At 32.5% G+C, this 19,522-nt stretch carries 22 protein-coding genes; 20 read left to right on the forward strand and 2 right to left on the reverse strand.

Annotated features, from left to right (window positions below):
• The first annotated feature begins 10 nt into the window (after positions 1-10).
• From WKS98_RS05630 to WKS98_RS05640, 3 genes are all read left to right on the forward strand, one after another.
• A complete protein-coding gene (locus WKS98_RS05630) occupies positions 11-1,036 on the forward strand; it encodes a Gfo/Idh/MocA family protein (protein WP_498917633.1) in 1,026 nt (341 codons plus the stop codon).
• 26 nt (positions 1,037-1,062) lie between these two features.
• Positions 1,063-1,506: a cytidine deaminase gene (cdd, locus tag WKS98_RS05635; protein WP_498917635.1), complete on the forward strand. Its 444-nt coding sequence runs from the start codon at positions 1,063-1,065 to the stop codon at positions 1,504-1,506.
• A 172-nt stretch (positions 1,507-1,678) separates the two neighbouring features.
• Positions 1,679-2,611, forward strand: coding sequence for a putative ABC transporter permease (locus WKS98_RS05640; RefSeq protein WP_498917637.1), 933 nt, complete (start codon positions 1,679-1,681; stop codon positions 2,609-2,611).
• Positions 2,612-2,638: 27 nt separating this feature from the next.
• Here WKS98_RS05640 and WKS98_RS05645 read toward each other — a convergent pair whose 3' ends face one another.
• Positions 2,639-3,850 carry a S41 family peptidase gene (locus WKS98_RS05645; RefSeq protein ID WP_498917638.1) on the reverse strand — a complete coding sequence of 404 codons (1,212 nt, stop codon included), beginning with the start codon at positions 3,848-3,850 and terminating at the stop codon, positions 2,639-2,641.
• A 163-nt stretch (positions 3,851-4,013) separates the two neighbouring features.
• On the opposite strand from WKS98_RS05645, the gene rbr reads away from it, so the two are divergent.
• The 10 genes from rbr (at position 4,014) to WKS98_RS05695 (ending at position 12,378) form a co-directional block, all read left to right on the forward strand.
• Positions 4,014-4,601 carry a rubrerythrin gene (rbr, locus tag WKS98_RS05650; RefSeq protein WP_498917702.1) on the forward strand — a complete coding sequence of 196 codons (588 nt, stop codon included), beginning with the start codon at positions 4,014-4,016 and terminating at the stop codon, positions 4,599-4,601.
• Positions 4,602-4,733: 132 nt separating this feature from the next.
• Positions 4,734-5,744, forward strand: a complete 1,011-nt coding sequence (locus tag WKS98_RS05655) for a BTB/POZ domain-containing protein (RefSeq protein WP_498917640.1) — start codon at positions 4,734-4,736, stop codon at positions 5,742-5,744.
• 10 nt (positions 5,745-5,754) lie between these two features.
• Positions 5,755-6,339: a sulfurtransferase-like selenium metabolism protein YedF gene (gene yedF, locus WKS98_RS05660; RefSeq protein ID WP_498917641.1), complete on the forward strand. Its 585-nt coding sequence runs from the start codon at positions 5,755-5,757 to the stop codon at positions 6,337-6,339.
• On the forward strand, positions 6,339-6,590 hold the full coding sequence (locus WKS98_RS05665) for a putative Se/S carrier protein (protein WP_498917643.1): 252 nt from the start codon (positions 6,339-6,341) through the stop codon (positions 6,588-6,590). The genes yedF and WKS98_RS05665 overlap by 1 nt, the downstream gene beginning before the upstream one ends.
• Positions 6,590-7,432, forward strand: coding sequence for a mechanosensitive ion channel family protein (locus WKS98_RS05670; RefSeq protein ID WP_498917645.1), 843 nt, complete (start codon positions 6,590-6,592; stop codon positions 7,430-7,432). Before WKS98_RS05665 ends, WKS98_RS05670 begins: the two co-directional genes overlap by 1 nt.
• A gap of 10 nt (positions 7,433-7,442) precedes the next feature.
• Positions 7,443-7,700, forward strand: a complete 258-nt coding sequence (locus WKS98_RS05675) for a DUF951 domain-containing protein (RefSeq protein ID WP_498917647.1) — start codon at positions 7,443-7,445, stop codon at positions 7,698-7,700.
• The gene (locus WKS98_RS05680) at positions 7,687-9,372 is read left to right on the forward strand and encodes a cell wall-binding repeat-containing protein (protein WP_498917648.1); all 1,686 of its coding nucleotides are present in this window, start codon (positions 7,687-7,689) and stop codon (positions 9,370-9,372) included. Before WKS98_RS05675 ends, WKS98_RS05680 begins: the two co-directional genes overlap by 14 nt.
• Before the next feature lie 87 nt (positions 9,373-9,459).
• Complete coding sequence (locus tag WKS98_RS05685) at positions 9,460-10,299, forward strand: P-loop NTPase (protein ID WP_498917703.1); 840 nt, start codon at positions 9,460-9,462, stop codon at positions 10,297-10,299.
• Between the two features lie 289 nt (positions 10,300-10,588).
• Positions 10,589-11,488, forward strand: coding sequence for a selenium metabolism-associated LysR family transcriptional regulator (locus WKS98_RS05690; protein ID WP_498917650.1), 900 nt, complete (start codon positions 10,589-10,591; stop codon positions 11,486-11,488).
• Between the two features lie 125 nt (positions 11,489-11,613).
• Positions 11,614-12,378, forward strand: coding sequence for a formate/nitrite transporter family protein (locus WKS98_RS05695; RefSeq protein ID WP_498917651.1), 765 nt, complete (start codon positions 11,614-11,616; stop codon positions 12,376-12,378).
• A gap of 51 nt (positions 12,379-12,429) precedes the next feature.
• Here the strand turns inward: WKS98_RS05695 and WKS98_RS05700 are convergent, their stop codons facing one another.
• Complete coding sequence (locus tag WKS98_RS05700) at positions 12,430-12,807, reverse strand: class II SORL domain-containing protein (RefSeq protein ID WP_498917652.1); 378 nt, start codon at positions 12,805-12,807, stop codon at positions 12,430-12,432.
• Between the two features lie 196 nt (positions 12,808-13,003).
• Between WKS98_RS05700 and WKS98_RS05705 the strand changes: the two genes are divergently transcribed.
• The 7 genes from WKS98_RS05705 (at position 13,004) to lepB (ending at position 19,500) form a co-directional block, all read left to right on the forward strand.
• On the forward strand, positions 13,004-14,152 hold the full coding sequence (locus WKS98_RS05705) for a THUMP domain-containing class I SAM-dependent RNA methyltransferase (RefSeq protein ID WP_498917654.1): 1,149 nt from the start codon (positions 13,004-13,006) through the stop codon (positions 14,150-14,152).
• On the forward strand, positions 14,153-15,274 hold the full coding sequence (locus WKS98_RS05710) for a PP2C family protein-serine/threonine phosphatase (RefSeq protein WP_498917656.1): 1,122 nt from the start codon (positions 14,153-14,155) through the stop codon (positions 15,272-15,274).
• Positions 15,270-16,550 carry a glucose-6-phosphate isomerase gene (locus WKS98_RS05715; protein ID WP_498917705.1) on the forward strand — a complete coding sequence of 427 codons (1,281 nt, stop codon included), beginning with the start codon at positions 15,270-15,272 and terminating at the stop codon, positions 16,548-16,550. Before WKS98_RS05710 ends, WKS98_RS05715 begins: the two co-directional genes overlap by 5 nt.
• Before the next feature lie 10 nt (positions 16,551-16,560).
• The gene (locus WKS98_RS05720; protein WP_498917658.1) at positions 16,561-17,091 is read left to right on the forward strand and encodes an AI-2E family transporter; all 531 of its coding nucleotides are present in this window, start codon (positions 16,561-16,563) and stop codon (positions 17,089-17,091) included.
• Between the two features lie 76 nt (positions 17,092-17,167).
• Positions 17,168-17,965 carry a histidinol-phosphatase HisJ family protein gene (locus tag WKS98_RS05725; protein ID WP_498917660.1) on the forward strand — a complete coding sequence of 266 codons (798 nt, stop codon included), beginning with the start codon at positions 17,168-17,170 and terminating at the stop codon, positions 17,963-17,965.
• Complete coding sequence (locus WKS98_RS05730; RefSeq protein ID WP_498917662.1) at positions 17,965-18,957, forward strand: asparaginase; 993 nt, start codon at positions 17,965-17,967, stop codon at positions 18,955-18,957. The genes WKS98_RS05725 and WKS98_RS05730 overlap by 1 nt, the downstream gene beginning before the upstream one ends.
• Before the next feature lie 12 nt (positions 18,958-18,969).
• Complete coding sequence (lepB, locus tag WKS98_RS05735; RefSeq protein ID WP_498917664.1) at positions 18,970-19,500, forward strand: signal peptidase I; 531 nt, start codon at positions 18,970-18,972, stop codon at positions 19,498-19,500.
• Positions 19,501-19,522 lie beyond the last annotated feature (22 nt).

Genomic DNA, 19,522 nt, shown 5'->3' on the forward strand with positions numbered 1-19,522 from the left:
GAGGTTTAATTTGAAAAAGTTAAAAGGCGTTATCATAGGATGCGGTAGAATTTCATATAGACATGTGCAAGCAATTATAGATAACGACAGCGATACAGAATTAGTAGGCCTTTGCGATGTAATTGAAGAAAGAGCTATTGAAAAACAAAAACAATACGCTGAAACTTTTCCAGATAGAAATGTGGAAGTATTCACAGACTATATGGAAATGATAAAAAAGGTTAAACCTGACTTTGCTATGATATGTACAGAATCAGGGTACCATGGAGATATTGCGTTACACTGTCTAGAAGAGGATGTTCACGTTCTAATTGAAAAGCCTATGGCGATGACACTAGAAGAGATAGATAAGATAAACGAACTTGCGGATAAAAAGAATTTAAAAGTTGGTGTTTGTCACCAAAATAGATTTAATCCACCAATTCAAAAGCTTAGAAAAGCTATTGATGAAGGAAAATTTGGTAGACTTATTAACGGAACAGCGAGAATTCTTTGGACAAGAGACCAACATTATTACGATCTTGCACCTTGGAGAGGTACTAAAAAACTTGATGGTGGAACACTTATGAATCAATGTATCCACAACATAGACTTGTTACTGTGGATGATGGGCTCAGATGTTGTTTCAGTTCAATCAGAAAGAGGAACCTTCCTAAGAAATATCGAGATGGAAGACTTTGGTGCAATCCTACTAAGATTCGAAAATGGATCCATTGGTATAATAGAAGGCTCAGCTTGCGTATATCCAAAGAACTTAGAAGAGACATTAAGTATATTTGGAGAAACAGGAACAGCAGTTATCGGTGGTCTTGCAGTAAATGAAATAAAGACATGGAATTTTGCAGACGAAAGCGAAGTTATTGATGAAAAAGATTCATCAGAGGTAAAAAATGTGTACGGCGACGGACACACACCGCTTTTAAAAGATTTCGTTAATGCTATTAACGAAGACAAACAGCCGCTAATCTGTGGTAGACAGGCTAGAAAGCCAGTTGAAGTTATTTTAAAAGCATATGAACAAAGAAAATTACCATAAACTTAAGGGAGTCATTGACTCCCTTTTTGAATACTCAGGAGAATAAAATGGAAGATAAAATTAAAACATTAATTCAAAATGCATTGGACGTAAGAAAGAATTCATACTGCCCATATTCAAACTACGCCGTTGGTGCAAGTATATTGGCTGAAGATGGAAATATTTATGTTGGCGCGAATATTGAAAATGCATCCATTGGAGGGACGATTTGTGCCGAAAGATCTGCCATGACAAATGCCTGTTCAAGTGGTGCAAGGTTAATAAAAATTATTGCAATTGTTGGTGGCAAGGTGGATTCTAATGAAGGTGAAATGGACTGGGCTTTTCCATGTGGTATATGTAGACAGTTTTTAAATGAGTTTGCAAGTGAAGAAACCATTGTTGTGGTTGCAAGGTCTGTGGACGATTATAGTATGTTTAAGTTTAATGAACTACTTCCAAATGCCTTTGGACCGAATAATCTAGAATAGGTTGAAATAATTTTATCCAGAACTGTAGTAACCATTTGGACATGGATTAGCTCCTGCATCAAATAAAAAAAGTTATGCGAATAGTACATTGTATCTCTACCTGCCATTATGATAAAATTTATTGAAGATGCAAATCTTTTAAATTTTTTTATTGTAATCGTAGAGGTATATTATGGAGTATTTATATAATTTAGTTTTGCTTTTCTTCTTGTATTCATTTTTGGGATGGATTATAGAAGTTACTTTAAAGTATAGACAGTACCATAGGTTTATAAACAGAGGATTTTTAATTGGACCCTACTGTCCAATATATGGTAGTGGAGTTGTCATTGCTACTTTCTTAAATGACATGTTTGCACCACTGGAGTCATCTTTCGGAACGAGTTTTTTAATTTCATTTGTATTTTGTGGCCTGCTTGAGTATTTGACATCTTACTTTTTTGAAAAGAAGTATCACGCAAGATGGTGGGATTACTCTCAAAAGCCTATGAATCTAAATGGCCGTGTGTGGATAGGGAACCTTATTTTGTTTGGACTTGCAGGAATGATTATTACAAGGATTTTAAATCCTATCTTTTTTGCTTTCATAGATACTTTAAATCCAATGACAATCTATATAGTTTCTGGAACATTGTCGGTGGTGTTTTTATCTGACTACATATTCTCAAGATTTATTATGAGTCTTCTTAAAAAAGTTGTTGAAAATAGTGAGGCTGATAGTAGTGAAGCCATTTCAAAAGAGGTTAGGGAGCTTCTTAAAAATAAAAATTTACTTTACAGCCGTATAATTGATGCATATCCAAATGTTCAATTTAGAACTAAGAAGGTCAAAGAGAGGTTGGAGAAAATTATTAAAGAGGGAGAAAATATTCATTTAATGGCTGAAGAGAAGCTAAATGAATTTAATGAACAGGTTAAGAAGAGTAAGGAGATAGCTTCTAAAAATCTTACACTTACAAGAAATCTTCAAAAAAATATTATTGATAACCAAAGTAAGCTTATAGAGTTATTGATGAATGGGAATTTAACTGATGAAGAAAAGAATGAGCTTTTAGAAAAAATTGATGAGGATAAAAAAATTTTAGAAAAGAGAATTGTAATATAATATGAAAAGCCAAGGGAGACCTTGGCTTTAGTTAATCATATTTAAAATATAATTTATAGGATCTGTGTTTTCATCCAGCGCAATTTCAGGATAGGTTCCGTTTAAGTTGTTTAGGAATCCATCTTCGTTTACTCCAGTGCTATATGGAAGTGACAATAGTAGATGTGACTTTGGAAGCTCTACAATTGAATTTATTGGCGCTATGCCACCACCCTTTGTAAGTGTTCCTATTGTTCTTCCGAAGCCGGTCCTATTCGTGAATTGACTTATAAAGTCTGCTGCACCGGTTGTCTCTTTACTCTGTATTACAAAAACCTTGCCATTAAAGTTGGCCTTATTTGTGCCCATGTCTTTAAAGCTATAGCTTTGATAGAATGGAAATTGATCAAGCTGTTCTTCCTTTTGTAAATTGATATCACCTTTACTGTTTAAGTATTCTTCGTTAACCGATATTCCAGAAATTATATTTAAATCCCTTAAGGCGTTTGGAAAGTCCTTTGTCCTTTGGAGAACTTTAAACTCTGCCATATTAGTGCTATTTGAAAGAGGTTTAATAATATTTTCTATGGCATAGTCCATGGAGTTTCCATGACTCTTTCTAATGTCGATTGCCACATATGGATATGAGTTAGATTTTTTTAAAAAGTCCAATATCTTTTTCTGGTCTTCTAATTTATATTTGCTGTTGAAGTTATCTACTCTAATAACAGCAACTTTATTTTCTGCAGTATCAAGAACTAAATTTGAATTGGTTTTAACTTCTTCGTTTTCCTTTTTAAATTCAGAATAAACTTCCTTTACCTTTGGATTATTAACTATGTTTTTTAATGTTGAATCATTTCTGTTTGAGTAGTTATTGTAAATGTTTAAGTAATTGTCATATTCCAAGATATATAAGTTTTCGTCCTTAAACTCACTCAGGTAAGACTTTATAATAGTTCTATACTCTGGCAAACTCAAATCTTCTTCGAGCTTTTTAGAATACTTTTTGTTTAATCCATTAATATCCAGCTTTCCAGCGGTGCTTAAATAAGGATAGTTTACGTAGTTGTTTTGAATCATAGAAGATAGGTGATTAAACTCTTCTTTGGACTCTACAGAACTTATATAATTCTTTTCCTTACTTTTAGCATCCTCTTTAGAATTTTTATTATAAACTCTATTTCCTGGAAGAGTTAGTGCAATTACAAAAATAAAAACTGCTATATTTATAACTGCTAAAAATTTCTTTTTGTTCATAGCTCCTCCTTTTTCAAAGTATTTTATCAATAGTGAAAGTATTGTTTTATTTGTACCCAAATTTTAAATTATTACTCTACAATAAAATTGTAATGATTACAAATTACTTGACTTTAAAAAATATTAAAGATACAATCTAATAGTAAGATATTTTTAGGGGGTAATTATGAATTTAAAAGGAACTAAGACAGCTCTTAATTTAATGGCATCTTTTGCTGGAGAATCACAAGCGAGCATGAGATACAAATATTATGCTAAGGCTGCAAAAAAAGACGGATATGTACAAATATCAAACATATTTGAAGAAACTGCACACAATGAAGACCAACATGCTAAGAGATTTTTCAGATTTCTTAATGAAGGTGGTCTAAAGGATGAAGCTGTAAATGTTAATGCTGAATATCCTGTACTTTTAGGAGACACAAAAGAAAATCTTCGTAAAGCAGCAGAAGGGGAACACGAAGAAGCTTCAGCAATGTATCCTGAATTTGCAAAGATTGCAAAAGAAGAAGGCTTTGACGAAATAGCTAGAGTTTGGACTGAAATAGCTGAAGTTGAAGAAGCTCATGAAATTAGATACAGAAAACTTTTAAAGAATATCGAAGAAGGAAAAGTTTTTGAAAAAGACGAAGTTGTTAGATGGAAATGTAATAACTGTGGATATATACATGAAGGAAAATCTGCACCAGAAGTTTGTCCTGCATGTGATCATCCACAAGGTCACTTCGAAGTATTTAAAGAAACATATTAAAAACGAGCCTGCAAAGGCTCTTTTTGTTTATAGATAAATATAAAGGGTATATAAATAAGTAGAATTTTGGAATAATTCCATCGTCTAATATTAAAATGAAGTATTTAATGGTAAAATATAGATGGTGAGATTATGAAATTTGAAAATATTTTTAAGAATAAGATAATAGTAGCTTCCATATGCTCTTTAATCCTACTACTAGCCATTTTTTTTCTTACAAGAGGAGGATATGTAAAGAATTTTACAAATCTTCCAATAGAAGGTGACTACACTAATATCGTTATTGGACCTAAACAGGTCTTTATTTTAAAAGATGGATACATTGGTAGTTTCTCAAAAGAAGGTAAGGAGATTAAGAGAATTAACCTGCCTTTAAAAGGTGGAAACATCGTAGGAGATAAAGATTTTATTGTGTATTATAGCAATGCGAATATTTATCTTTTGGACAAGTCAGGAAAGATTAAAGCAAGTCAAAAATTAAATTTTCCAATTGAAGACTGCGTTATAAAAAATAATAGAGCGCTGGCAGTTGGGAAGAACTCATATGCAGTTATCGATTCTTCAGAAAATATTATCTGCAAGGGAAAGATAAATGGAAGGATTATTACTTATGACTTGGGTGATGAAAAAGCTATTATAACATCAATTGTCAAAAAAGATGAAGAAGAAAATAATGTAATTTCTTTTATGTATAGTGTAGATTTAAATGATAAAAAGGAAACCGTAGTAACCTTTCCGAATGAACTAATCTTTTATAGCGAAGCCTTTCAAGACGGACATGTTTTAACGGTGTCAAATATTGAGGCAAGGGTTATGAAAGATGAAGTCATATTGGGAAAGAAAAAGATAAATGATTTTAAATCGGCACGTGCCTACAAAAATAATATCTTTATTCTTGAAGATGACAAATTAGGCGTATATGATTTAAACCTAATTAATCAAAAGAAAATGGAGTTAAAGGGAGATTTTTCTTCCTTAGCTATATTAAAAGACAAGGTCTACTTATATAATTCAAAGGGCTTTGCCATGTATGAAAATGGAATGGTAAAAGATTTTGTTCAAACTGAAGAAGTGCAAGATGTAATTGTAAATTCTTCTGACATTTTCTTTATACATTCAAATTCAATAAGTGTTGAAAATTAGGAGGTAGAAAATGGAAAAAATTAATGCAAAGGGACTATTATGTCCAAAACCAGTAATTATCACTAAACAAAAATTAGACGAAATGACTGAAGGAACTGTGGAAGTTCAAGCTGACAATCAAGTTTGTGTAAACAATCTTGAAAAATATGCAAAGGGTCAAGGATTTGAGTTTGACTACAAGAAGTTTGCTGAAGACGACTTCCTTGTAACTATAGTTAAGTCAAAGGACTCAGTTGCTACAGAAGTAGCGTCAGAAGAAGATTTCACACTAGCTATAACTTCAAACACCATGGGTGGTGGAGATGAAGAACTAGGAAAGATTCTTATTAAGTCATTTGTATATACAGTTTCTCAAACAAAGCCACTACCAAAGACAATTGTATTCTATAACAAGGGAGTTTTTCTAACTTGCGAAGGTTCAGAAGTTCTAGATGACTTAAAGGCAATGGCAGCTGAAGGTGTAGAAATTGTATCATGCGGAACATGCCTTGACTACTACAACCTAAAGGACAAACTTCAAATAGGAGATATTTCAAATATGTACACAATCTATGAAAAGATTTCAACTCCTAATAAGAATGTGATTATAAGATAATGAAGTACTTAATGTTAACATTTGAATCTGTAAATCATACGATGATGACAGAGAGCAAGTTAAAGGCAGATGGCTTTGAAATAAAGACAATACCAACTCCAAGGGAAATATCCAACAGCTGTGGACTTACCATAAGAATGAGTATGGAAGACCTAGAAAAGGTAAAAGGATATAAAGATAGCCTACCTATAGCTCATATTTGGGAGTACACTGCAGATGGTGCTGGAAATAAAGCGGAGAAGATAGATTAATGACTCAGCTTCGAGAGCTTTATTTACAATTAAAAACATTTTTCTATATTGATGGCACAAAGGACCTTAATATATTTGGGAAGTTTGCAGTAAGTATTTTAATATTCCTAATTACATTGTTTTTAGCAAAAGTTGTAACAAGATTTGTTTTTGAAAAATTTTTAATGGCAGAAACTAAAAAGTTTAAAAATGTAATTGGTGAGACAACCCAAGGCAAGACCATAGCATCTGCAGTAGAAAACACTTTACGATATATAATTTACTTTTTTGGAGTGCTACAAATACTTGAAGTTTTTAAAGTTGGTAGGAGCTTAACCGTTGGTGTTGCCGGAATAGGTGGGGTTGCCATCGGTTTTGGATCTCAGTTTATAGTAAGGGACTTTATATCCGGACTGTTTGCACTAATAGAAGACCAATATGGAATAGGAGACAATGTTTTAATAAATGGAACAATTTCAGGAGTTGTTGAACAATTTGGAATGAGGACAACAAAGATAAGAGGCTTTGATGGCTCTATTACAAACATTGCCAATGGTTCAATACAAACTGTAAAGAATATGTCCAGATCAAACCAAAGGGCTCTTGTGGAAATGACCATACCTAAAGGATTGTCTATTGAAGATTGTACAAAAGTTGTGGAGATATTGGGAGATGAGTTAGGTAAAAATAAAAATGTAACGGTAAAACCATATATCTACGGAATAACTGGAGTGGGTAACTTTGACAATATAAAAATAACCGTTGTAGGTTGGGCAAAACCAGGTGAACAATATTGGTTGGAACTTCAAATTAGAAAAAGATTTTTAGAGCTTTGTGAAAATTACAAGAGTTCTAATTTATAAGGTGGTACCAATGAAGTATAAAGTTGGAGATATTATAACTTTAAAAAAAGGACATCCATGTGGCGAAAATAATTGGAAGATACTTCGCACTGGTATGGATATTAAATTGGAATGTCAGGGTTGTAATAAGGCAATATGGCTAGAAAGACCAGAGTTTGAGAAAAAACTTAGGCGTATTAAAGACTCAACTGGTAAGTTTGTATCAATAGTGCATTATGAACCTGAAGAAAATATAGAAGGGGATGTGGAATATAATGAAAAAATTTAACAAAATAGTTTTGAGCTTTCTTTTAGCTTTTTCTTTCTTATTGCCTAGTATTGCAATGGCAGAAGAAGCAAAAAAGAATGAAGGAACACAGACTACGGGAGTTACAGAAGCTACAGAAGCTCCAAAGGCAACTGAAAAAAAGGAAGCTACAGAAGCTCCAAAGGTTACTAATGAAAGAGAATATCCTGTAGTAAAGATAACTAAAATAACTTTAAACGAAATAGAATATACTAACAAAAACAAAATAGATGAAATATTAAAAGATCTTGAATTAAAATGGTCATTTGGAGATAAAATTACATCTAAAGTTGATTCTTCTGAAATAAAGTTATATGGAGTTGGAGCAAATAGTCAAAAAGTAGATTTCACAATAGGAAATAAATTTTATAAATATCTTGGCTCATCAATAAATACTGATGCTGGCATTGGCAAAAATGATGCAAAAGATTTTTCTTTTATCATTAAGCAAAAAGATAATACTGCAAGTATTACTATTCAAAGAGATACTTTTAACTTAAAAGTTAAAGTAACAGGACCTAAGATACAACTTAATAAATTAAAAGTTAAACTAAATGGATATCCAATTGAACTTGGTAAAGACATTTCCGTATTTAAAGGAACCAAAAACAAATTAGATTTTACAGGTTACGATAACAATTTTGTAATTTATAAAGATGGAAAAGCTATAAAATCACCATACGAATTCACAATGTCAGAAAAATATGATTGGGAATTTGAATTAAAACCTAGCAGAAGCGTTAACAGACTTTCTGGAACAGATAGATTTTTAACTGCATTAGACACTGCAAGAGAAGTAAACCAAAAACCAGAAACTGTTATAGTTGCAAATGGAAGAAAAGGTTCTGCAGACGCACTTGCAGCAGGACCACTTGCAAAGGCACTTAATGCTCCAATTTTACTTGTTGATACTGATACTATTAACAAAGAAGTCTTAGACTATATTCACAATGATAACCTTAAGAAGATAGTTGTTGTAGGTGGAAAAGGTTCAGTTTCAAGTAAGATATTTAATGAATTAAAAGGTAACAACTCTACTTTAAAAGTAGAAAGAATAGCTGGAAATAATAGATACGAAACTTCACAAAAAATTGTTAAAGAGCTTATTGAAAAACATGGCTATAACAAAGAAGTAATTTTAGTTGATGGTAGACAAAATGCAGACGCACTTTCAGCAGCGCCTTACGCAGTTCTAAAAAAATCACCAATACTACTTGTATCACCAAACATGAACAATGCTCAAGCAAAGAGATTTCTAAGCGGATTAGAAGTTAAAACTTCAGTTGTAATTGGTGGAAATAGCTCTGTAAGTAAACTAACTGTTAATTCACTAGGACTTAATAACAGTTTAAGAATTGAAGGAACAAACCGTTATATAACTTCACAAGAAGTTTGTAAAAAGCTTCAAGCAGAAAAGGATTATATTAATTCATTAATCATTGCAAATGGAACAGATCAATATTCCATTGACGCATTAACAGCATCATCACTTTTGAATAAGGTTAATGCACCAATTCTACTAGTAGATGGAAAGTCATATACAGATAGTTTAAAGAAATTTGTTGATGAGTTAAAACTTAATCCATTCAATGCATATTTAGTTGGTGGAGAAAAGGCAATTAGTGCTGAAATAAACAATAATATAGGTTATTAATATTATAGAGGGCCGCTTAGGCGGTCCTTTTTTATGAAAATTTTGACATATGGACTCAAATTTAATAATATAAAAAAGAAGGGGGTAATTATGTCTAATTGTAATAGTGGAGGATGTTCAGGATGCAGCCACTCATCTGGATGTGGTCATGCGCAAAATCCTGTTGATTTTAAGATAAATCCTTACGAAACAACAAAAATTAAAAAAATCATAGGAGTTGTTTCAGGAAAGGGAGGAGTTGGAAAGTCACTAGTAACTTCAATGCTTGCTAGCGAAATGGCAAGAAAGGGTTACAAGGTTGGAGTTATGGACGGTGATATTACCGGACCAAGTATTCCAAAGTACTTTGGCTTAAAAGGCAATGCGACTTCAAACGAGGAAGGAAAAATTTATCCAGTTATAACTAAGAATGATATAAAAGTAATGTCCATAAATTTACTTTTAGAAAATGAAACCGATCCTGTAGTATGGAGAGGTCCAGTTGTTGCTGGAGTTATAAAACAATTTTATCAAGAAGTACTATGGGAAGAACTAGATTATTTATTCATAGACTTGCCACCGGGAACAGGTGATGTACCACTAACTATATTTCAATCACTTCCAATAGATGGAATTGTGGTTGTTACAACACCAAATGAACTTGTTGAAATAATTGTAAAAAAGGCAATTAAAATGGCAAAGCTTATGAATGTTCCAGTACTTGGTCTTGTTGAAAATATGTCATATTTAAAGTGCCCTTGCTGTAACGAAGAGATTTCAGTTTTTGGAGAAAGCAAAATTGAAAAAATTTCTAAAGAATTAAATATCACAACTTTCTCAAAAGTTCCAGTAAATACAGAAATCTCTAAAGCAACAGAGAGCGGAAAAATATATGAACTAAAAGAAGACTTTTTATACGACATAATTGAAAGAATTGAAATTTTATAAAATGAGGGGCGTAATGCCCCTTTTTAATTTATTAAAATAAATTTTATACTAACAACTTTCACGACAATATTAATAATTGTTAAAAAGTATTGCATAATATTGCCGTCTATAGTAAAATATAATTGTAAATAAAGAATGATAATATTCATTATCTTATTAACCTAGTTTAGTTTATTTGAGTTGTTACATATTTTAAGCGACCTATAGTCGCTTAAAATTGTAAAAGAATTATTGCCGATTTTTTAAAAAGCGTTGATTAATTTAACCTGATAATAAAGGGAGGATTAATATGGACTTTAAACAATTGGAGATTTTTGTAGCCCTTGTACAAAACGAAAGCTTCTCTATTGCTGCAAAGGAACTTGGTATATCTCAACCAACAGTAAGTTTGCAGATAAAACAATTAGAAGAAGAGTTAGATACAGCTTTGTTCATTAGATCCACAAGAGAACTAAAGGTAACTGAAGCTGGAACGTTGCTTTACAAAGAAGCTAAGAATCTATTGACAAAAAGAGACAGAGTAATGGAAAAATTTGGAGAGAAGAATCAAAACAAGATTATTGTTGGGGTTTCCAAAATTCCTGCATCACATATTCTTCCAAAGGTATTGCTTAAATACAGAAGAGAGTTTCCAAACATCTCTGTAGTGATTAAAGAAACTAATAGTGTTCAAACTATTAAAAAAGTTTCCGACTATATGGTAGACTTAGGAATAGTTGGAATGAAAAAAGACGATGAAAATTGTGACTTTGCACCTATTTTCGAAGATGAATTTGTATTTATCTGCCCAAATAATGACTACTATAGAAAGTTGAAAGAGTCAAAGCCTACAATAAGAGAGCTAGTTAGACAACCTATGATCTCAAGAGAAGAAGGCTCTGGAATTAGAAATAAGATGGACGCTATTGCAAGTGAAGTTGGTGTAAATCATGATCAATTGGATGTAGTTTTAACAGTTAATGATGATATGTTAGTGAAAAAATTGGTTGGACAAGGAGTAGGAACATCTTTCTTCTCCAAAATAGCTGTAGAAGATATGATAGAAGACGGATCTATTATTGCCATACCACTAACTGAAAGTAAAGAAAGATATAGAAATCTATATGCATGCTGGAATAAGAAGGTAACTCTTCCAGTTCATGTAAGATCATTCTTAGATTTGATTTTAGATTGTGAAAATGAAATGTAATAAAAAATACCCTCGATATTACTCGAGGGTATTTTAGTATGGTAAAATACTAAATTATATGATACTATATCATTATAATCTATTTAGATTAGTACTTTAATTTAAAATTCAGAGGGGGTAATGTAATGGCAAGTAATATCAACAGTCCTGCTGAAATGGTTGAGATTAATAGGAATTTATCTGTTTCTAAGACCTCAAATACCACAGTAAAAACTTTGATGATGGGACTGCTTGCAGGAATGTTCATAGCAATTGGTGGAGCAGCTTCATCGCTGGTATCAATGTTAGGAGATGGAATGTCACCACTTGCAGTAAAGTTATTGGGAAGTGCAATCTTCACAATAGGAATTGTTTCCGTATTGGTTGCAGGAGCGGAACTTTTTACAGGCAATATTCTTATATCCATTGGACTATATTCAAAAGATATTACAGGAAAGCAAGTTTTAGTAAACTGGTGTAAGGTTTGGATATTTAATTTAATCGGTTCAATATTTTTTGCATGGCTAATGACAGTAAGCAAAGTGTTTCCTGAAAATGCATTGGAATATTTCCAAAACTTGGCAACAAAAAAAGCGAGTCTAGACTTGGGAACTGCATTTTTTAGAGGGGTATTATGTAATATTTTAGTATGTCTATCAGTTTGGACTGCAGCGGCGGGCAAGGATGGAATATCTAAGTTTTTCCTATCCGCATTTCCGGTATTCATTTTTGTATTTTTAGGCTTCGAACACTGTGTTGCAAATATGTATTATTTTCCTCAAGCAATCTTTTTAGGAGCTAATATTTCAATTGGAGCAGTTATATCAAGATTATTAATTGTAACTTTAGGAAATATTGTTGGTGGGCTAATAATAGCAACCCCTTACTATATAACCTATGGAAAAAAATAGAAATTAAAAAAAGAGCAAGAGTTTTACTCGAGCTCTTTTTATTTTTTAAATTTAACCTTCAACTGTAATATCAACTTCAGAAGTCCATAGACCGTGAATATTGCAATATGAAGTTGCAATTAGCTTACCACATTTGTTTAACTTAACAGATGTTTTAAGAGATGGTTCAGTGAAAGCATCTCCTTCGCCATGTGCTGAGAATTTTGCATCTGCAATTTCAACTGCTTTGTTAGAATCTTTTGGAAGGTAATATAATTTAATCCATGCAATGTAATGTTCCATTGTGTTAGGATGTGCAATTTCTTTACCTACACAAACCTCTACATTAAAAAGTTCTCCGCTTTTAACCTTTTCAGGTGAAGTTATAGCAGGAACGTGTTTTTCGTTTTTCCAATCAGCTGTTTGGTATAATTCAGTAATTTTACTCATTTAAATCCCCCTTTAATTTAATACACTTCATATATACCACTCTTGTAATAATTTAAACAAATTTGAAAAGATTTTAAAATTCTTCAAAAATGAAAAAAAATAACGATAATTAAAAGATTGAACATTTTTTCGTAAACTTCTGTTAATTATTCATGCTATAGGTTATAATTTAGTGTAGGAGAGTGTAAATGATTTCATGAGTGGAAAATTATATGAATTAATTGTTACGACAACTTTCGGATTGGAAGCTGTTGTTAAAAGAGAATTATTAGATATGGGATATGACAATTTAAAAGTTTCCGACGGAAAAGTTGAGTTACAGGGAGATGCAAGGGATATTGCCACAATAAATATGAAGATAAGATGTGGCGAAAGAGTTCTTATTAAAGTTGGAGAGTTTAAAGCCTTAAGCTTTGAAGAGCTATTTGACAAGACATATGCACTACCTTGGCAAGAGTACATCGGTGTAGATGCAAAGTTTCCCGTAGAAGGCAAATCCATAAAATCAAAACTTTTTTCCATCTCCGATTGCCAGAGTATTTGCAAGAAGGCGATTGTAGAAAAATTGAAATCAGTTTACAAAGTGGATTGGTTTGAAGAGACTGGAGATATGTATAAGCTGGAAGTGTCTTTATTAAAAGATATTGCAACAATAACTTTAGATACTTCAGGGGAAGGGCTTCATAAGAGGGGATATCGTGGAAGAGCAGGGGATGCTCCATTAAAGGAAACATTAGCTGCAGCCATGGTTTTACTTTCATATTGGAATCCATCAAGGACTCTTTATGACCCTTTCTGTGGCTCAGGTACCATACTAATTGAAGCGGCAATGATAGGTAAAAATATTGCTCCCGGCATAGACAGAAACTTTGCCTCTGAAAAGTTTCCCTATGTGGGAGAAAAAATATATAAAGAAGTTAGGATAAAATGTTTAAGTGAAATAGATCATGATGTAAAACTTCATCTACTAGGTTCAGATATAGATAAGAGATCTATATTAAGGGCCAGGGATAATGCAGAGATGATTGGCGTTAATGAAGATATTCAGTTTTTCATGAAGGATATGAGAAAGGTTGATTTAGAAGATAATTTCGGAGTTGTTATAACAAATCCTCCCTATGGTGAGAGGATGGGAGAGTTAAAAGAGGTTGAAAAACTTTATAAAGATTTTAATAGAAAGTTTAAAGAATTAAAAACATGGTCCATTTATTTAATTACATCCTACGAGAATTATGAAAAGCTGGTTGGTAAAAAAGCTGATAGAAAGCGAAAACTTTACAATGGTAGAATTAAAACCTGTTACTATCAGTACTATGGACCAAGACCTCCAAGGCAAGGTGATTAAATGTTAAAGAAATTAGAGATAATTTTTTCTGAAGAAAAGCTTAGAGTTTTTGATTATCTCTCAGATTGGATTAGAATAATTGATATTCAGGGAAATATCTTATTTCAAAATTTACAGATGATTAAAATGGTTGGAGATCAGATTGGGAAAAACTGCCTTGAAACGGGTAGGGACAAAGATGTTATACCAGGAACGGTTCTTGAAGATTTTAATGGACTGGGACAAAATACAAGAAATATTGTTATAGGTTTAGAAGAGTTTATGGTGAAGAGCTCAATTGTCAAGGATGATAATGAACCAATTGCAATTATTGAAACCTTTAGAAATGTGACGATGGAGTCCATTGCCATAAAGAGATATCAAAAGATTACTCAAAATACTCAAAAGGAATTAAACGATGCAAGGAAAATTCAAAAGTGTCTTCTTCCAGAAGTTGGAGATCATAGAGGCCTTGATATAAGTTATAAATACATCCCTTCAGAGTATCTTTCTGGAGATATGTTTGATGTAATACCTATTGACGATACAAAGACTGCAATCTATATTGCAGACGTGGTGGCCCATGGTATATCCGCATCAATACTTACAATGTTTGTAAGGCAGTCTGTAAGATACCATATTGCTAGAAGTTCCATATCAGGATATACTCCCGATATTGTTTTAAGATCCCTAATAAGAAGATTTGGAGAATTAAATCTTGAAGATAGTAAATACTTTACAATTTTTTATGGGGTTTTTGACAAGAAAAAGGGAACCTTTAGCTATGCAAATGCAGGGCATAATGCAATACCTTTAAAGATAAACAAAGAAGGGGAAGTTGAAAAGCTAAAGGGAACAGGTCTTCCAATCTCACTAATAACTTCAAAGGGAAATTATTCGGAAAACATTATCGATTTAAAGCTCGGTGAAAAAATATTGTTTTATACAGATGGAATAACTGAAACTAAAGATTACTTTGGTGAGTTTTATGGAACAGATAGACTGATTGAACTTGCATCAAAAAATCCTGAAAACATCTTAGATAAAATTGTAAACGAAGTTTCTGGGTATAGATGGGGAAGGCAAGAAGACGATATAGCGATACTTTTAGTTGAAAGAAAAGAGGACGAAAATGGCGATTAAATTTGATTTTTCAAAGGCTTATGATTTAAATGAGCTGGAAAAATACTATAGACAAGGTGAAGAAAATTTAGAAAAAGTTCTAAATAAGAACTCAGAAGGGTCAGACTTTTTGGGATGGGTTGAACTTCCTAAAAGCTATCCAGAAGAAGAATTAAATAAAATAAAAAAGGCAGCAAAAGATATAAGAAAAAAGGCAAACTTTCTAGTTGTAATTGGAATAGGTGGTTCATATCTTGGTACAAAGGCTGTTGAAAACTCTTTAAAACCTTACTTTGAAGCTGATGATGAGTTCAAACTCATATATGCAGGTCACCATCTAAGCTCAACCTATTTAAATGAATTGGTTAAGTTTTTAAAGGATAAGGAATATTGTATAAATGTAATTTCAAAATCTGGAACTACTACAGAGCCTGCAATTGCCTTTAGAATTTTACAAAGAGAACTTGAAGAAAAGTATGGAGAAGAGGCTAAAAATAGAATTTATGTTACAACCGATAGAGAAAAAGGTGCTTTAAAGAAGCTTAGTCTACAAGAGGGATATGAAACCTTTGTTGTTCCCGACGATATTGGAGGAAGATTTTCTGTAATAAGTCCAGTTGGGTTACTTCCACTGGCTGCAAAAGGTGTTGACATTGATAGACTTTTAGATGGCTTTAAAAAGGGACAAGAGCTTTTTACAGTTGTGAATGCAAAAGAGAACCCTGCCATTAAGTACGCACTAATAAGATATCTTCTTCATAACGAAAACAATAAGGATATTGAAATACTTGTAAATTATGAACCTTCTCTAACATATATCTCCGCATGGTGGAAACAGTTATTCGGAGAATCTGAAGGGAAAGATGGCAAGGGAATTTTTCCAGCAAGCGTAGACTTCACTACTGATTTACATTCAATGGGCCAACTTATTCAAGAGGGCAAGAGAAATATATTTGAAACGGTTATTGAAGTGGAAAATCCTACGGATGATATTGAAATACCATTTGATGAACAAAATCTTGATGGATTAAATTACATTGCAGGTAAAACTTTAGACTATGTAAATAAAAAAGCTACAGAAGGAACAAGAACTGCCCATGTTAAGGGAGAAGTTCCAAACATAAGTATAGTTTTGGATAGAATAGATGAAGAAAACTTAGCAGAGCTTTTATACTTTTTCGAAATTTCTGTAAGCGTTTCAGGATATTTATTGGGAGTTAATCCATTTAATCAACCAGGTGTAGAAGAATATAAGACACAGATGTTTAAGTTATTGGGAAAACCAGGATTTAACTAGGAGGTGTAAAATGGTTGTAAAGGAATATTTAGAAGGGTTTTTATCTGAGATACTATTTAGAACAAAGAAGGACAAGAAGACACTTGGCTTATGGTGTTTGGGATATGCACTTGCAGTTGCTGTTATATCTATGATTGGCCTTAAAATAATTGGCATTCATGGAGTATTTATAAAGGGCATTTTAATAGGACTATTTAGTTTGATTCCATTTATGGGTTCAGGACTTTTAATGATACCTTGGATATTGGTAAGGGTAATAACAAATGAAAAGATGTTAGGAAGTCAGCTTGCAATATTATTTATAATACTTTGCATATTAAAAGAGATAGCCTATCCATTCCTATTAAAAATAAAATTCAATATAAGACCTATTATTCTCTCCGTTATATTTTTAATCTTTTTCACAATTGGAAAAGAGACTGGAGCAATTTGGGGCAGTGTAATTATTTTTATAATAACAACACTGTTTGATGCCATAGACATACAGTCATACTATAGAAAAAATAGATCAAGAGAGAGAAGAAGGCTTCAAAGATTTTAGAAAAGACTCTTAGGAGTCTTTTTTTTATAAAATTCTTAAAATTATGGTAAACTATTATATAGAAATAGGAGGAATTATGATAGATTTGCATAATCATAGCGAGTTCTCTATAGATAGTAGAACTCCAATGGAAGAAAATATTTTAACTGCAATTGAAAAAGGGCTTAAGTGTATTTCAATTACGGATCATATGGAAATAGTTGAAGTTACTGATGTATATTCTGACACTCTTGATGTGAAAGGATATTTTAAAAAATATGAAAAATTAAAAGAGAAGTATAAAGATAAAATAACTATTATTTCAGGAGTTGAAGTGGGAATACAGGAATGTACTGCAAAGATTGTAGATGACTTTGTAAGCAAATTTGACTACGACTTTGTAATTGGATCAGTACACTCACTATTTGAAAAAGATCTTTACCATGGTGGCTACTACAAAAACTTAACTACCGATGAACTTTATAGAACATATTATGAAGAGATGTATAAGGCAGTAAAGGCCACAAGAAACTTTGACGTACTTGGACATATTGACTACATTGACAGATATTTAGACAAGGGAGTAAAGGTTCCAAACCAAGAAGACAATAAAGAAACTATATTAAAGATATTCAAGGAACTTATAGACTCAAATAGAGGTATCGAAATAAACACTGGGGGATATAGAAGGGGACTTCCATATCTTCATCCACATGAAAAAATCCTTAAATGGTATAAAGAAGCTGGCGGAGAGATTATAACAATAGGTTCTGATGCACATATATCAGAGGATGTTGGAGCAAACTCAAAAGATGCAGTGGACTATTTAAAAGCAAATGGATTTACCGGAGTCTATATTTTTGAAAATAGAAAACCGAGAAAGTTGAAATTTTAATGAAAAATATTTTGATGATATCCACTGGAGGGACCATTGCATCTATAAATAAAGGCAAGGGACTTGCTCCAGGACTTAACTCAAGGGAATTGGTTGAGTATTTAAATCTTAATAAAAATAAAGTTACCATAGACACCTTGGACCTAATGAGCATTGACTCAACTGACATACAGGTTGAGGACTGGCTTAAGATAAGCACTGCAATTAGGAATAACTATAAGGACTACGATGGTTTTGTTATAACCCATGGAACGGACACATTGGCATATACTGCCTGTGCAATTTCCTACTTAATACAAAACTCAAAAAAACCAATTGTACTTACTGGGGCACAAAAGTCAATATTTAGCGATATAACAGATGCAAAGCTAAATCTGACAGATAGTATTAGTTATGTGTGCGACGACAGGTCAAGCGATGTAAATATCGTGTTTAACGGCAAGGTTATTGCAGGAACAAGGGGGAGAAAGGAAAAGACTAAGAGCTATGACGCATTTACAAGCCTAAACTATCCTGTGCTTGCAACTGTCCATGACGATAAGATAATAAGATATCTTCACAAGGACTTTGAAGGGGAAGTTAAGTTTTATGACAAGCTAGACGACTCAATATTTTTATTAAAACTAATACCAACCATTGAACCAGAACTTCTGTCATATATTTTCAAAAAGTACAAAACGGTTATAGTTGAGTCCTATGGTGTTGGTGGTATACCATCATATCTTGTAGATGCATTTAAAGTTGAACTTGAAGAGGACAGAAAGTTAAATATTGTAATAACCACACAGGTTCCCATGGAAGGATCGGATATTTCAGTATATGAAGTTGGTAGAAGACTTGATGAATTAAATATAATGGAATCATTCGACATGACCCTTGAATCAACAGTGGTAAAGCTTATGTGGGCCATGGCAGAAAGTGATGGCGACTTTGAAAGGTTAAAAAAATTATTTTACACTCAGATAAATTACGATACATTATACGAATTATAAGGAGATGAATAGATGAAAGATACAATAATATCCTTCATAAAATCTATATTACTGGCACTTGTTCTTGCAGTTATTATAAGAACTTTTATTTTTTCCGTTACGGAAGTGTCCGGTCAGTCCATGTATCCAAACTTTGACACTGGAGACAGGCTTATAGTAAATAGATTGGGAGTATGGATAAGAGATGTGGAAAAAGGAGAAGTAATAGAGTTTCTCTCTCCAGATATAAATAAAAAGGGAAAGAGGGACCACTTTATAAAAAGAGTTATAGGAACTGCAGGAGACACTGTTAGTTTGAACGAAGGCAAGGTCTATTTAAATGGAGAAGAGTTAAAAGAAGAATATCTTTCTTCAGAAGTAGAAACTTATCCTGAAACTGGACAGTCAGAGTGGGAAGTAAAAGAAGGGGAAGTTTTTGTTTTAGGAGACAATAGATATAACTCTGACGACGGAAGAAGATTTGGAACCGTTCCTACAAATACAATAAAGGGAATAGCGGTATTTAGATTTATTCCATTTAGCAAATTTGGAAAAATAAAATAATGACTCCTTAGGGAGTCTTTTT

This window comes from Lagierella sp. ICN-221743, assembly GCF_037890055.1.
Taxonomy (GTDB): Bacteria; Bacillota; Clostridia; order Tissierellales; family Peptoniphilaceae; genus Mediannikoviicoccus.